This window comes from Roseinatronobacter monicus, from assembly GCF_006716865.1.
Classification (GTDB): Bacteria; Pseudomonadota; Alphaproteobacteria; order Rhodobacterales; family Rhodobacteraceae; genus Roseinatronobacter; species Roseinatronobacter monicus.
Genome location: NZ_VFPT01000001.1, coordinates 3,003,863 through 3,018,837 on the forward strand (window position 1 = coordinate 3,003,863; position 14,975 = coordinate 3,018,837).

Here is a 14,975-nt window from a genome sequence, read left to right on the forward strand (position 1 = left end):
TCAACAATTGAGCATGTGTCTTTGAAAGAAAGAATCGGCATCAAGCACAGCGACAGAGCGTGAGCGATGTGAGCTGCTGCGAAGATGACACACAGACGCGACTGCGGATGTGTAAAACCGACATTCCCCAAGTGGCCTGCCGTCTGACGTCAAGATCGCCTGATTGCGCCAGTTGATCAAGCGTTTTTCGTCCCGAGCGGCGTCTGCGGTCGCGCAAACGCCTGGAGTTGGGCGGATCGGGCCAGGAGCCCGCAGCATCCCGGCTCGGCGGCGACGTTTTTCAGCGCGGTGGACGGACCTGTCCTGCCGCTTTCGTTCAGTTTGGGTCCGGATCGCGGTCATGCGCATAGCGGTGGCGCTCGCAATCGGCGGATGGCGGCAAGGATGGCGCGGACCATCGAACTTGTCACCGCAACCTCGGCCAGCTGGAAGGTGATGGCGCGGGCGTGACGCACGACGCGGGCACCGATCTTGATCAGCTTCAGTTGCAGGCTGGTCAGCGACCAGTCCGCCATGGCCTCGGGCAGCTCGATGCAGCGCAGGAAGGTTGCCAGATTGTAGGCCAGCGCGTGCAGTTGCAGCCGCACCTCGTTGTCGCGGAACTTCCGGCAGGACAGCCGCGTCCAGTGGAAGGCGTATTTGCCCTCCTTGATGTGCTGCTCGGCGGTGCCGCGCTGGTTATAGAAGCCCATCACCCAGTCGGGTTCCATCGGCAGGTTGGTGACGATGAAACCCACACGGGGGAACAGCTCGCCCGGGTGCCATTCGATCTTGGCGATCACACGGCGCTCTTTGTCCCAGGACGCGGCCTGATAGTGGAAATCCTCAAAGAACCGTTTCACCTTGGTCAGCGAGGGCCGCCCCACGGGCCGCGTCAGCCGATGCGCGATCTTCTCGCGCAGGACGTTGTTGGCGGGCAGGCGGATAGCGTAGAAATAGCCTGCTTCTTCCAGCCGCGCATAGATCGCGGGGATCGCATAGGCGGCGTCGGCCCGGAAGAAGCGTAGTATGTCGCGCTCGGCATACCGGGCGATGACAGGATCAAGGACATCCCGCCAGCCATCGGCGCTGTGGACGTTGCCATGGCGCAGGGCGCAGCGCTCCAGCATGCCGAACTGGTTGAACAGAAAGTTGGGGTGGTAGCAGGTGCAGTCAAAATGCCCATTCCAGGCGGACCCTTCTTGATCGCCATGGGTGGGGCTGACCGAGCTGTCCATATCCAGCACGATGAACTTCAGGCCATTGCGATCATGAAACCGGTCGATCCATTGGCCGTTCAGGTCGGCCAGCGCCGCCCGGTTCTCGGCCAGGGCCAGTGTCTCGGTCTCGAACCGTCCCATCTGCGAGGCCGAGGCAGCTTGCGCATCGACGGCCCTACCGCCTACGACCTGACGCATAACCGGATCAACGGCCAGCCGGTCGGCGTCGTTGACATCCTCGTAGCCTGCCAGCCGCCCATAGACCGACTGCCGGAATAGCCCGTCGAGCCGGTGGACAGTGTTCTTGCCGCGCCGGGTGTCGCGCAATGCTGCTGCTGCCAGATCGGACAGCCCGAGCGCGTCATCAAGCTCCCGCATAACCAGCAGGCCGCCATCCGAGCTGAGCTGCGTGCCTTTGAATTCCAGCCGAACGCGAGGGTCGAAAACCACCCGATCTGCCCGCTGCGATCCCGCACCCTCTGGGTGATCCATGAAACACGCTCTCCGTAGCCATCAACACCATGATTTATATGGTAAATAGCGCGGTCAGGACAGCGAAATCAGCGAATTACTTGGGGAATTCGGGTAAAAGCAATTCAAGCAATCCAAATAATCCAAACAATGTGACTGTGTTGATAAATACAGCACAAATGGAGAGCTATGGAATGACGATACAATTACTGGAAACTGTGTGTGACACGCTTAAGGATGCGAATTTGACACGAGGTGAGCAGGACTTTTGCGAACAATGGCTGGCAAAGAGCAGCAGTTATATGCGCACATTGAGGTTCAATGAACTTGAACCGAGTGCTGAGGCGCTGGCGACATTGGGCAGCAAGCTTGGCTATTACAGCTGTGAGCTGGCACGACGAGGTGACGACACAAGCGCGCATTGGAGCAAGATATTGACTGCGCTGCGTGCTGAGACACAGACAGCACTGGAAGTGCGTGTGCGTGAACGCTGGCAATCGGTCTGCGCTCAAAGAACCAAGCTGCGCGAAAAATCGCTGTGAACTACTTATCAAATGACGCTGGTGATTTGACAACACTGGGGCTGTGCTGTGCGTGTTGTTGAGGTCATTGCTGTAGCAGCACACACACGCGGCAAGCACAGCAAGCGCGACACTGCCAAAGCCGCACACAAGCGCAAAGACACGACCTTTAAACCACCCAGTAAAGCCAAGCCATTCAATGAACCAAAACCAAAAAACCTGAGTTAAAACAGTTGACTGCGATCAGAAATCGCGCATCTTCATAAGTGTTTAACAACAGGTGAGATTTGAACGATGAAATGGCTACAAGATGAGATGCGCGCGCAAGGACTTGAACCAAAAGATACGCCAAATGCGCCACTTCGCAGCAAGCTGCTGTCAAAAGCTGATCGTATGCTGGCAGAGCTGGCGAAATACAAAGCCGAAGATGAACTGGACGGAAATGGTGTTAAATACTGGTGGTCGGAAAAAAGCGTGAATGGACAACGCAGACTGGTGATGCGTGAAGGCGGCAAAACAGTAGCAGGGTCAGCAACATATGTGGACAACACACTGGCTGCTGTAAAAGCTGGTATTGAGAAGATGCGCAAAATCATCGAGAACAGCACAGCTGAGCAATGGGCTGAAGCAGAGGCATTGCGCAAAAAAAAGTAATCAAACAGCAGCCGAACATGTGTGGTGTAAACACTTGTGTGGAAACACTGTGTTCAACGGCACAAAGCTGAAACCGTGCTGGATGCGTTACATCACTTATTGATGTAAGCAGCGGTCTTTGAACGATTGGTCGAGCTGGTCGAGCTGGTTTGATTGGACACGTTGAAGAACCAGCTTCAAAGCGCAGCTTAAAACCTGCGTTTAAACAATGGGTTGACCACAGTGTTGCGAAACACTGTCACAAACACAGCACATGTCAAAGCTGCTGCTACAGCATTCAGGTCGAACACAGCGCTGCTGCGCGTGCTGCTCAACACACCAAGCAGCTGTTGACTGCGCACGCGCGCGCTAACACCACAAAAGCCGCTGCTGCTGCGCAGTTATGCCGAAACCAATGACAGGCATAGTGATGCTGTGATCAAATACTTTTGCCCCCAACAATGTCCCCAACCAACTGCGCACGACGATGAAGCAGGTCTGGCGCTAAATGCGCATATCGCTGCGTCATCTGTATGCTGCTGTGTCCAAGCAGTGTTTGAACCTCATACAAACTCACCCCCTTGTTCACCAACAAGCTTGCGAAGGTATGACGCAAGTCGTGTATGCGCACATCACCAAGTTCAGCAGCATCACGCGCGATATACCAAGCAGCATAGAAGCTTTGATAACTGCTCTGTGTGCGTGGGTTCTGAAACACATACGCATTGCCGCCAACCCTCAATCCAAAACGCTCCGCGACACTGCCAGCTGCCAACACTGTTTCCACAGCATCATCATTCAGCACAATGCGGCGACTGCGACCATTTTTGCTGCGCGGCACTGTCCAAACTCGCTTGTCGAAATTGATGTCACACCAACGCACACGCAGCGCTTCACCTTTGCGCGCACCGGTCAACAAAAGCAGCTTGATGAACAGATACAGGTATGGATGCGTGCTGCGCTGACACTGACGCAACAATGCTTCGATCTCAGCACTGCTCAAAAAGCGCTGCTTGTGGTCACCAATGCTCAAACGCTTTATGGGCTGCTGATCTCTGTCAAAATCAATATAGCGCCAGCTGCGTGCCAAGTTCAGCAAGCGGTTCATTAGATGAATGTGTTTGTTGATTGTGCTGCGCTGATACCCAGCTACGATCTGTTCGCGCACCCAAACATCCAACACTGCTGTCTTCAAATCCTCCAAAGCATACTCACCCATTCGCAAACGCAGATGCGTGTTGTAGATGCTGAACGCGTGATGATGCTGCTTTGTGGTGGCTTTGGCGTGTGGATAATAGTGCTGATCGAAGAACTGATTAAGCGTTAAACGCTGTTGCTGGCTACGATTGCTGTTGCTGGTGCTTTTGATGCGGCTGAATAGCTTCACGGCTTGGTCCTTACTGCTGCTGTGAGCTAAGCTGTATTGTCATATAACTGTTTGGACGAGTTCTGAAATGACCACAGCTGTCGTTGAATGCTGTCATCGACCTCAACACTGCGTCGGTTCCAGATCGTGTTCTTGCGACAACAGCAATCGCACTGTCGGCTGGCATGGCTTCGGCTCAGGGCGTATCGCTGTCCGGTGACGGTCGCATGGGTCTGATCTATGATGGCGACGACATCCGTTTCACAAGCCGTGCTCGCGTAACATTCACACTGTCCGGCGAAACTGATTCCGGTCTGGCATTCGGCGGTTCGTTCCGCGCAGACAATGCAAGCAACGCTGCTTCCGGTTCTGCTGGCAACGTGTTCATCTCCGGTGACTTCGGTCGTCTGGCAATGGGCGACGTAGACGGTGCCGCTCTGGCAGCAGTTGGCGACCTGTACTCGGTTGGCCTGACAACACTGGGCGACGCACATGAAATGAACTACATCGGCCGCCTGCTGGGCGACACGATCAATGACGAAGACGACGGCGTGGCCCAATTCAGCGGCGTTTCAATTCCTAGCCTGTTCCCACGCGCCCTGTACTCCTACAGCATCGATGGCTTCAGCTTCTACGCAAGCGTGTCAAACCCGGTCACAGTTCGTGTAAACAATGCGACTGCATTTAATACCCAAACTGGTCTGGCAACATCAAACGGTGACAGCCTTGGTACAATCACTGAGTTCGGTGTAGGCGCAAGCTACAGCATCGACGGCTTCACAGGTGCCTTGGGCTATGAGCGCGCTCGTGCCAACCCTGCTTCGGTAACCGGCCTTGACTCGATCACATTCGGTCATCTGGCAGCAAGCGCTGAATACAGCATGGACGGCATCTCGGTTAAAGCAATCGTTGGCCGTGCAATGAACGACCTGAAAGAGATCATTGAAGACGAAGATGGCAGCAAAACTCAGTACGGTCTGGGCGTCAGCGGCACATTCGATGCGACAACAGTCACAGCATTCGGTCGTCGTGATTTCGCAAAAGACCGTTACCTCGGTCTGGGCGCAAGCTACGATCTGGGCGGCGGCGCTTCGATCAAGGGCGGTGTTGTCCACGTGAGCCCGAACGTTGGTAGCTCGGAAACACGCGCTGACTTCGGTCTGGCCTTCACATTCTGATTTAACTCAGATCGTGATCTGGAAAGAGCGGGCATTTGCCCGCTCTTTTCTTTTTGATAACAGCACTCTTCACACAGACCCTAAATTCCGGGTAATTTATGCCAAACCAACAAACCATAAGGCAGGCAGTATGAAACCCTTGAAAATCTCGGCACTTGGTATGCTCCTTGGCGTGTTCCTGCTCTCGGGGTGTGAAACCACATCCGCCGCCCTCGACGGTGTCGGCGGCGTCTTTATCGGCGCGGGGCAGGATGTGCGCAGCGTTGCCAGATAGGCAGGGCTTGCACCGCAGCCCTATGGGCGGCACACTTGCCCCAATGTGACGAATCGCAAAGGTCTGACCGATGCTCCGCCCCCTTTTCGCCTGCCTGCTGCTTGCCCTGCCCGCCTCTGCGCAGGAACTTGGGCCAAAAGTCTCGGGCGATGCGCGGATGGGGCTGGTCTATGATCGCCCGCCCGACTGGGCGCAGCAACGCGAAAACGGGCTGCGCATGACTGCCCGCGCACGGCTGAAGTTTGAATTTACCGGCGAAACCGATGGCGGGGTGCGGTTCGGGGCGGCGTTCAAACTTGACCCCGACACCCAGCGCCCCAGATCACCGCGCATCTTCATCGGAGAATGACACCCCCATGTCCCTGACAGACATCCGCGCCCGGATCGCGGCGGCAGAAGCTGCGGCGCAGCGTCCCAGCGGCTCGGTCCAGTTGATCGCTGTGTCCAAAGAACAACCCGAAGACCGCGTCTTGCCTGTACTGGACGCAGGCCACCGCCTGTTCGGCGAAAACCGCGTGCAGGAAGCCGCCGGAAAATGGCCCGGCTGGCGCGACCGCTTCGGCGACGTCGCGGTGCATCTGCTCGGCCCGTTGCAAAGCAACAAGGCACGGCAAGCGATGGAGTTGTTTCAGGCCATCCATTCCCTCGACCGGCCCAAACTCGCCCAGAGTTTCGCACGCCTTGCGCAAGAGTTGGGCCACTGCCCCGATCTGTTCGTGCAGGTCAACACAGGGGCAGAGCCGCAAAAGGCCGGCGTGCTGCCCGATGATGCCGACCGCTTCATCAAGGACGCCCGCGCACTGGACCTGCCAATTGTCGGCGTCATGTGCATCCCGCCCGTCGACGAAGACCCCGCCGCCCATTTCGCCCAACTGGCCGATATTGGCGCGCGCAACGGGCTGGAGAGCCTGTCAATGGGCATGAGCGATGATTTCGAAATTGCGATTGCGCAGGGCGCCACCCATGTGCGCGTCGGCTCCGCCATATTCGGCGCGCGGCGCTAGGGGCACACAGGGCTATATGACCGATTGAACGCTGTGCGGGCGGTCGCGCAGTGCATCACGCCCCGCCGCATCAGCCCGCACCCACGGCACTTTGCGGCGCGGCGGCCTTCGCGTCCGCGCGGCGCAAGTCAGACGTTCAGCGGGTTGGCCCCTCACCCCGCCGCCTTCTCCTCCAGCGCCAGCCATTCTTCCTCGGCCAGTTCCAGCGCGGTCTGGCGCGCGGCCATCGCCTCGGTCGCCTTGCGGAACTTGACCGGCTCGCGCGTGAACAACTCGGCATCGGCCAGCAGCCCGGCCAGCTTCGCAATCTCTGCCTCCAGCCGCGCGATCTCGGCGGGCAGTTTTTCCAGCCGGTGCGTCTCGGTATAGCTCAGGCCAGTCTTGGCTTTCGCCTTGCTCTTGCCCTTCTCCTTGCTGCGCGGGGCGGGCGCAGATTGCGCCGCAGGGGCCTCTCGCTCACTGCGCTGCGCCAGATAATCCGACCACCCGCCCGCATAGGCCGTCACACGCCCCTCCCCCTCAAACACCAACGTGGTCGAGGCGATGCGGTCAATGAAATCGCGGTCGTGGCTGACCAGCAGCACCGTGCCGTCAAACTCGCTCAGGATATCTTGCAACAGGTCCAGCGTTTCCACATCCAGATCATTGGTCGGCTCGTCCAACACCAGCAGATTGGCAGGCTGCGCCATGATCCGCGCCAGCAACAGCCGCGCCCGCTCGCCCCCCGAAAGCGACCGCACAGGCGCGCGCGCCTGCGCCTCATCGAACAGAAATTCCTTCAGATAGCCGACCACATGCTTGGGCTGGCCCCGCACCATGACCTGATCCGCCTGCCCCGGCACCCGCATCAGCGGATCACCCGTCAGGTTCTCCCAGAGCGAGGCATTCGGGTCCAGTTGCGCACGGCTCTGGTCGAAAATGGCAGTTTCCAGATTGGTGCCGCGCCGGATATTGCCCGCATCGGCCTCTTCCGCGCCGGTAATCATGCGCAGCAGCGTCGTCTTGCCCGCACCATTCGGGCCGACAAAGGCCACACGTTCCCCGCGCGTCACCCGCAACGAGAAATCGCGCAGGATCAGGCGATCGCCATAGGCCTTATGCACATTCTCCAACTCGGCCACCAGCTTGCCCGACGGGGCAGCCGCTTCCATCGCCATGGCCGCCGTGCCCTGCCGCCGGATCTGGCTTGCACGCTCGGCGCGCAAATCCTGCAACGCGCGCACGCGGCCCTGATTGCGCTTGCGCCGCGCGCTGATCCCTTCGACAGCCCAGCGCGCTTCGGCCTTGATCTTGCGGTCCAGCTTGTGGCGGGCGTCATCTTCCTGCGCCCAAAGTGTGTCGCGCCATTCCTCGAACCCGTCAAAACCGGATTCGCGCCGCCGCACCTGCCCCCGGTCAATCCACAAAGTGGCACGGCTGAGCGCGCGCAGAAACGCACGGTCATGGCTGATCAGCACATAGGCCGCGCGCGTCTCGCGCAGGCGCGCTTCCAGCCAGCCAATGGCGTGAATGTCCAGATGGTTTGTCGGCTCGTCCAACAGCATCAATTCGGGCGCTTCGGCCAGCAGTTTGGCCAATGCCGCGCGCCGCCGCTCCCCGCCCGAGGCCTTTTCGGGGTCAAGGCTGGGGTCGAAATCAAGCCCCTCAGCCGCCATCTCGATGCGGTATGTCTCGGCAGGGTCAAGGTTTTGGGCGGCATACTCGCCCAGCGTGTCAAACCCGGCGAAATCCGGGTCCTGCTCCATATAGCCCACTGTCACACCGGGCGAGAGGCTGCGCGCGCCTTTGTCCGTTTCGACAAGGGCTGCCATGACTTTCATCAGCGTAGATTTGCCAGAGCCGTTGCGGCCCACAAGGGCCACACGGTCATTGGGCTGAACAACCAGATCCAACCCGTCAAAGACAGGATTGCCACCATAGGTCAGCGAGATATTCGAGAGTTGCAGAAGGGGTGTTTGTGCCATGGCGCCGATATAGGCCTCTGTGCGCAGCAGGGAAAGGGGGATTCGTCGCGCAGCCACGCCTTGCGCTGTCGATCTGCGCGCCACGCCAGCACAGCGGCAATCACCGCCCCCGTCGCCACAAGACTGGCACTATCTGCGGCCACAGGCACTGGCACCGGACCCCGCGCCAGCGCCACGCTCATCAAACTGCCCGTGCCAAGGCGTGGATGCGCGCGGCGAAAACGCTTGCGGTAGCAATCCGCGACATGCGCCTCATACAACATCTGCGCCATCAGGGTCGGCCAGTCGCGCTTTGGGTGCGCCAGCAGCACGCGCGCTGCCGCACAGATATCGCCTTGCGTGATCTCACGCATCGCCACCGCCACGCGCCGCCCCCGCGCGCAAGCGGCAAGCAAACCGGCAGCGCCGGTTTGCGGGGGTGGGTGGGTGGGCCGCTTGCGCGCGGGGGCGCATCACTGGCCCAATTCCAGCCGGGCAAAGGGGCCGGGTCCGAACACATCCGACAGTTGCGCCACTTCAATCGCAAAACTGCCCGCACCCCCATCCTGCACCTGCGCCTGCGCGGTATAGGTGAATTCCGGCACATCACAGACCACCTCTCGCAACACCGCGCCGCCCTTGCGCACCCGCAGGATATAGCGCTCAAAGGCCTCTGACAGCGGCACTTCGGCCAGCCCCCAGCCATCACCCCCCCGCCGCGTGCGCCTTACCCAAGCCAGATGCAGATCGCCCCCGCCCCCCCAACGCGCGCGCAGATGCACAGGCCGATAAGGGCGCAGGCCCACGCCTGTGAACACCGCTGTCACATCGTGATGGCTCGGGTCACTCAGCGGGCGGCTGGCAGGCCCGATGCGATATGTTCGCGCCAGACCAAAACCGTCCAGCGGCAGGGCCAGTTGTTCCAGCGCGGCATCGATCATCACCACCACCGCCCCGGTGCCCAGACTTGCGGCATCACCCCATCGGTGCCCTGCTGCCCGCGCAGACGCAGGCGCAGATCATAGACACCGGGGGCGACCAACTCTGCCTCGGCGAATTGAAACAACTCCCACTCGGCCCCCATGCCGATGACCATCAGATTGGCCCCGCCCAGCACCGCTGCAGGCGCGACCGAATCCAGACCGCCCGACAGCATCCGCACCCGCAGCGCAGGCCCGCGATCCCACAGGCCCGGCCCGGCGGCAAACAAAGGTGTTTCCGTCACGCCAATCCGCGCCGGGCGGGCCACCAGCGCGTCCAACGCGAACGCCTCTGGCCCCGTGCGGTGATGTACCACCACCAGCCCCGGCCAGGCGCGCGCCGAAACCGCCAGCCACGGGTGCTGGGGCACCTCTTCGCCGGTAATCAGCGGCAGGTCCAGAAAGACAGGTTGCACTGGTGCGGGCGGTTGATAGGGGGTCAGGGTGCCACCTGCGCGCGCCGTCTCGCCCCATTCATAGACCGCGTCTTCCACGCGCGTGGCCTCTACCTCGCGCCCGGCGGACAGGGTAACGCGGTCGATCCGCCACAGCGCCCCACCCGCGCCCATATCCAGCGCCACCACATCGCCCGCCCCCAAGTCACGCGAGGGCGGCAGCCGAAACCGCGCCGTGTCCCGCGCCACCCGCGCCTGTGCCAGCCAACGCTCGGCAATCAGCACGGCCTCGCCCTCGGTCAGCACCAACGGCAGATCAGAGCCAGAGGCCCGGCTTTCGCTGTCCCCCGGAAAGCTCGCCTCGGCCACGCGCATGTCGAAATCCGCGCCCTCCTCGACATAGCCCAGCCGGACGCGGCCAGAGAGTTCCGCCTCTGGCGCGCGGGTCAGGGCCAGATCACCGCTGTCATGGCGCAGCATATCATCCGGCCCAAGGGCGGCAACCGCCTGCCCGTTGCGCATCAAGAACCGCAGCACGCCGCCACGCTCCACCGCCTCGACGCCATATGCCAGCATCAGCGCCTGCAACATGGCGCGCGGTGCCTCGGTCGAAGCAAAGGCAAACCCGCGCACTACGCCGTAAACCCTGCTCACATCGACATCCCGAACACCTGCGCGCGCGCAAATCTCGGCGATCACGCCGTCCAGCGGCTGGCCGGTTGCGCGCCCTGTGATCCAATGCCCGCGCTGCCAGTTCGCGCCATCCGACCACAACGCCTGATTGCCCGGAAACCACGGATAAGGCCGCGCATCCCATGCCCAAAGATGCGCGCGCGCCATATCGACCATCGGCCCGCCATAGACCTCAGATACGGGGTTATGCGCAGGATCGGCCCAATAGGAATTGACCGCCCGCACATATTGCATCTGAACAGCATCATCGCGCCACCCGCGCGAGAAATGCGGCATGAAGGATTCAGAGGATTTCGGGTCCAGAAACACATTCGGCTGGTTCGTGCCCCGGTCAATCGCCGCGCAGCCATATTCGGTGAACCAGAACGGTTTTGAACGGGGCACCCATGCCGTCGGGCTGGCCGCACGCACCCCATCCACGCGCTCATGATGGTCATTTTCCCACCAGCTGCGCAAATCCTTGTTGCGCCAGATCCAGTCTTCCTGCCAGTCAGAGCTGTCCACTATGGGGGTGCGGCTTTGCGCGCGGCGGTCGGTTTCAGTGGCATAAAACCAGTCATACCCCTCACCCCCCGCAACATTGGCGCGCAGATAGTCCAGATTATAGACACTGCCCCAATCTGCATCCAGATGCGCCCGCCCGTCCCGCCAATCCGACAGCGGCATGTAATTGTCGATTCCGATGAAATCTATGTTCTCATCCGCCCAAAGCGGGTCAAGGTGGAAGAACCGGTCGCCCTGCGCGGTGATGTAGCCGAAATATTCCGACCAGTCGGCGGCATAGGTCAGCTTCACCTCCGGCCCCAGCAGGGCGCGCACCTCGGCGGCAAGCGCGATCAGCGCAGCCACAGCCGGAAAGCTGTGCGCCGCCCCGCGAATCTGTGTCAGGCTGCGCATCTCGGAGCCGATGCAAAACGCATCCACCCCGCCCGCCGCCGCGCAGAGCGCCGCCTGATGCAGAATGAACCGCCGGTAGCGCCATTCTGACGGGCCCGAATAGGTGACTCCGCCCGACGAGACAGCGAAGTCGCTGGCCTGCGCTGTCCCGAAGAACGCGGCGACGTCCGCCTCGGCCTGCATTGTCCCGTCCGCGCTGCCGGGCTGGCCCGGTGCTTTTGCCGTGGTGATGCGTCCGCGCCAAGGCAAGACGGGCTGATCCCCAGCATAGGACCACGGGTCGGGCAGGCCGTTTTCGGGCAGGATTTCCATCAGGATGAACGGGTAATACACAACCGCCTGCCCGCGCGCTTTCAACGCGCCAATCGCCTCGATCACCGAGGCGTCAGAGGGGGTGCCGCCATAAACCAATTCCCCTGCAACACGCGCCACTTCGGGCGTGGCAAGGGCGGCGCGGCCCGTCACGGACCACGGCTGCGCCGGGGCCAGGCGGCTGGAATATTCGACTTTCGGCGCGATCTGGCACAGGCCCGCGCGCAAATCAGACCCGAACCACGACACGATCAACAACGCAGAGCGGCATTGGGGCAACTCACGCACCAATGTGTCCAGCGCCGCCTCGACATCACTGACCCCTGTAGGGGAGTTCAGATTCATCGGCGTGCTGACAGGGTTGATAAACGGCTGCAAAAAGGCCAGCGCCAGCGGATTAAGGTTTGCCTCATCCAGAATATGCGAGCGGTTTCGCGTATAGATCGGGGTGGTGCTCAGCGCGAAATCCCCTGAGCCCGGCATCAGGGCCACGGCCTGCACATGGTCGCTCAGGCTCTGCGCCCCCTCAGTTTGGGTGTTGCGGCTGACCTCGAAACTCAGTTGCGGCACGCGGTTGCCGAAAGCGCCCAGCTCAAGATCTTCAATCACGACATAGGCAATGCCGCGATAGGCAGGCGCTTGGCCCGCCCCCTCCAGCGCCTCGATCAGCGGGTCGGGAAGCTGGTCTTCGCCACCCAGATACAGCCGCAGGTTCAGATCGGCGGGGGCGATTTCCTGCCCATCCGCCCAGATGCGCCCAACCCCAAGGATCGGCCCTTCGCACAGCGCCACCGCGACCGAGACCGAATAGCTGAACTCGCGCACGGTCGGCTTCTTGACGATCTTGCCGCCCCCGCCCGAACTGCGCACCCGTTCGCGGAACGTGCTGGCCCAGATCACCTGCCCGCCCAGACGCATACGGCCCCAGACGCGGGGCACTGGCGCACCCTCCATCGCGCCGGTCACACGCAGCCGGTCCATGCGGCCATGCTCGATCACCTCGGACCCCGCGCCATCAGCCGCTGGTCGATCACGCGGCCCAGTGTTGCACCGACCGCACGCCCGATCACCATACCCGACAGGCCCAGAACAGCCCCGCCAAAGCTGGACCCCACTGCCGCACCCACCGCCGAAAGCACCAAGGTTGCCATGCGTCACTCCATTCGATCAAAAACTGCGGGAAAGGTGAAACGCGCCACGATCCGGCGCGCCCAAGGGGCAGACAGCGGCGCTTGCACCACACCTGCGCGCGGGCAGGCATGGATGAACTGCGCGCCGCTTGCGCATTGAATGCCCAGATGCTTGGCCAGCGCGCGGCTTTGCAGCCGGAACAGCAGAACCTGCCCGTCTGCGGGCACGAATGCAGGCGTCATATGGCGCATCAAAGCCTGCCAAAGTGCCTCATCCCTGCCTGCCTCGGCCCAACTGGGGGAATAATCCGGCAGGGGTTCGGGTTCTGCCCCGCATTGCGCGCGCCAGATGCCCCGGATCAGGCCCAGACAATCCGCCCCCGCCCCGCGCAAACTGGCGCGGTGGTGATAGGGTGTGCCGCTCCAGTGCTGCGCATGGGCCACAATCGCCGCCTGCCCGCTCATCCGCGCCGCGAGCCGCCGGTATTGGGCTGGCCCGCCTTGGGATAGGCCATCAGCCAGTCTTCGCCCGGAATATCGGGAAAGCCGCGAAAATTCAGGAAATTGGCGAATTTCTGACGGCAAGTGGCGGCCTGTTTGTCGCAGCCCACCTCCAGCCGCACCGGATCACCGGGCGCGACAGACGCGCGCAAACTGTCCCAAAGCGAGATCAGGCGCACGCCATCTTGCATACGGTCCTCGCGGACATGGCCGACCAGCCCCAACGCAGCACCCCCCTGCACGATCAGCCGCCCCTGCGCAAACCACCCCGGCGCGACCGTATTCAACCCGGCAAAGTGGAAATGCTGTCCGTCTTGCATGCGCAGCACTTGCGCCTGCGCGCTATAACCCGGCGCATCCAGATCGAACCGGCACGCCGCGTCCCCCAGCACCGCCGCACAGGCCGCGTGATAGACCCGCCCGCCCTGCTGGCCCAAGGGTTCCGACAGCCCGCGCAATTCGGCACGAAACGCACCCCCTGCGCGCGTGATCTCGCCCAATGTGCCGCGAAAGATCATGCGGCGCTGGGGGGCATCGGCCCAGTTCACCTCCCATATGCGCAAAGCGGCGCCGTCATAGCGGCCAGCCATGATGTCGCTCTCATTCAGGCCCGCATCGCGCAGGGCACCCACCGCCTCGGAATTATCGACCGCCAACCCTGTGACCTGTTCCAACGCGCGCGCGCTCAGGCCCGCATCGGCGCGAAAAACCACCCCCTCGAAACCCAGATCACGGTCATGGTCGGTAAAGCCCAAAGTCAGCCCGTCAGCGCGCGTCAGCGCCCATGCGCGGGCAATGGTCGTGGCCCCTGAAGCCAGATGTGCAGCAATACTCACAAGCGCACCTCGACCACTGGAACGCGTGGCAATTCGCCCGCTTTGAAACTGGCAACCGAAATCTGGATCAGATCAGTGTCAAACCGCACCGGCACATCAAATTCAAACCCCGCCTGCACTTCGGCCCCAGCATCGGGGGGGCGGGCAAATGTCATTTGGCCGGTTGTGGCATCGACCTCATAATCCAGCCCGAAGGTCATCTCATCGCGCCCGATCGCGGCCAGAACCGACCCCGCCACAGGTTTGACAACCTCACGCCAGATCGTCTGCGCGCCAGAGCGGTAGGCCTTGCGCAGTTGAAACACTCGGTTTGTGCCATCCCCAAGGCCCAGTAGCTGGTCAAACGCTGTGATGGGTTTCGAGGCGGGGGCAGACCGGTAATCGCCCCAATCCTTCCAGCGAAAGGCATGCAACATGCCTTGGCGCGCCTCGAAAAACGCGACCATCGCTTCCAGATCATCGAGCGCGCGCAGGCCCATGCCTGCATCATAGCGCCTGCGCGATGCGGCCCAAGGCGTGTTGCGTTCCTCATGCCCGTTGGCCAGTTCTACAATCTCGGTGCGCCGTTCTGGCCCGCCAAGCGCGCCAAAACTCAGATTGGCGGGAAATCGGATGTCGTGAAATGCCACGTTGTGTCCCCTT

13 protein-coding genes and 1 pseudogene are annotated in these 14,975 nt (G+C 61.5%); 6 read left to right on the top strand and 8 right to left on the bottom strand.

Annotated elements, in window-relative coordinates; all coding sequences use genetic code 11:
- Positions 1 to 338 precede the first annotated feature (338 nt).
- On the bottom strand, positions 339 to 1,691 hold the full coding sequence (locus BD293_RS14340; RefSeq protein ID WP_142082791.1) for an IS1380 family transposase: 1,353 nt from the start codon (positions 1,689 to 1,691) through the stop codon (positions 339 to 341).
- Between the two features lie 29 nt (positions 1,692 to 1,720).
- Between BD293_RS14340 and BD293_RS14345 the strand changes: the two genes are divergently transcribed.
- Both BD293_RS14345 and BD293_RS14350 read left to right on the top strand, forming a co-directional pair.
- Positions 1,721 to 2,212, top strand: a complete 492-nt coding sequence (locus BD293_RS14345; protein ID WP_142082793.1) for a DUF6626 family protein — start codon at positions 1,721 to 1,723, stop codon at positions 2,210 to 2,212.
- Positions 2,213 to 2,485: 273 nt separating this feature from the next.
- Positions 2,486 to 2,845 carry a hypothetical protein gene (locus BD293_RS14350; RefSeq protein ID WP_142082796.1) on the top strand — a complete coding sequence of 120 codons (360 nt, stop codon included), beginning with the start codon at positions 2,486 to 2,488 and terminating at the stop codon, positions 2,843 to 2,845.
- A 418-nt stretch (positions 2,846 to 3,263) separates the two neighbouring features.
- On the opposite strand, the gene BD293_RS14355 is transcribed toward BD293_RS14350, so the two are convergent.
- Positions 3,264 to 4,211 (bottom strand): tyrosine-type recombinase/integrase, encoded by a 948-nt coding sequence (locus BD293_RS14355; protein WP_142082798.1) that lies wholly within the window; start codon positions 4,209 to 4,211, stop codon positions 3,264 to 3,266.
- Positions 4,212 to 4,294: 83 nt separating this feature from the next.
- On the opposite strand from BD293_RS14355, the gene BD293_RS14360 reads away from it, so the two are divergent.
- The 4 genes from BD293_RS14360 to BD293_RS14370 all read left to right on the top strand — a co-directional run bounded on the left by BD293_RS14360 (position 4,295) and on the right by BD293_RS14370 (position 6,646).
- The gene (locus BD293_RS14360; RefSeq protein ID WP_142082800.1) at positions 4,295 to 5,368 is read left to right on the top strand and encodes a porin; all 1,074 of its coding nucleotides are present in this window, start codon (positions 4,295 to 4,297) and stop codon (positions 5,366 to 5,368) included.
- A gap of 130 nt (positions 5,369 to 5,498) precedes the next feature.
- The gene (locus BD293_RS22745) at positions 5,499 to 5,642 is read left to right on the top strand and encodes a hypothetical protein (protein WP_170207151.1); all 144 of its coding nucleotides are present in this window, start codon (positions 5,499 to 5,501) and stop codon (positions 5,640 to 5,642) included.
- A 70-nt stretch (positions 5,643 to 5,712) separates the two neighbouring features.
- On the top strand, positions 5,713 to 5,991 hold the full coding sequence (locus tag BD293_RS14365) for a porin (RefSeq protein WP_142082803.1): 279 nt from the start codon (positions 5,713 to 5,715) through the stop codon (positions 5,989 to 5,991).
- Positions 5,992 to 5,998: 7 nt separating this feature from the next.
- Entirely contained in the window at positions 5,999 to 6,646 is a 648-nt protein-coding gene (locus tag BD293_RS14370; RefSeq protein WP_142082805.1) for a YggS family pyridoxal phosphate-dependent enzyme, read from the top strand.
- 152 nt (positions 6,647 to 6,798) lie between these two features.
- Here BD293_RS14370 and BD293_RS14375 read toward each other — a convergent pair whose 3' ends face one another.
- From BD293_RS14375 to BD293_RS14400, 6 genes and pseudogenes are all read right to left on the bottom strand, one after another.
- On the bottom strand, positions 6,799 to 8,610 hold the full coding sequence (locus BD293_RS14375; RefSeq protein WP_142082808.1) for an ABC-F family ATP-binding cassette domain-containing protein: 1,812 nt from the start codon (positions 8,608 to 8,610) through the stop codon (positions 6,799 to 6,801).
- The gene (locus BD293_RS14380) at positions 8,568 to 8,963 is read right to left on the bottom strand and encodes a DUF7742 family protein (RefSeq protein WP_142082810.1); all 396 of its coding nucleotides are present in this window, start codon (positions 8,961 to 8,963) and stop codon (positions 8,568 to 8,570) included. Before BD293_RS14380 ends, BD293_RS14375 begins: the two co-directional genes overlap by 43 nt.
- Before the next feature lie 99 nt (positions 8,964 to 9,062).
- Positions 9,063 to 13,017 (bottom strand): annotated as a pseudogene (locus BD293_RS14385) (baseplate multidomain protein megatron).
- Between the two features lie 3 nt (positions 13,018 to 13,020).
- On the bottom strand, positions 13,021 to 13,461 hold the full coding sequence (locus BD293_RS14390; RefSeq protein WP_142082811.1) for a C40 family peptidase: 441 nt from the start codon (positions 13,459 to 13,461) through the stop codon (positions 13,021 to 13,023).
- Positions 13,458 to 14,333 carry a DUF2163 domain-containing protein gene (locus BD293_RS14395; protein WP_142082813.1) on the bottom strand — a complete coding sequence of 292 codons (876 nt, stop codon included), beginning with the start codon at positions 14,331 to 14,333 and terminating at the stop codon, positions 13,458 to 13,460. The genes BD293_RS14390 and BD293_RS14395 overlap by 4 nt, the downstream gene beginning before the upstream one ends.
- Positions 14,330 to 14,962, bottom strand: a complete 633-nt coding sequence (locus tag BD293_RS14400) for a DUF2460 domain-containing protein (RefSeq protein ID WP_142082816.1) — start codon at positions 14,960 to 14,962, stop codon at positions 14,330 to 14,332. Before BD293_RS14400 ends, BD293_RS14395 begins: the two co-directional genes overlap by 4 nt.
- Positions 14,963 to 14,975 lie beyond the last annotated feature (13 nt).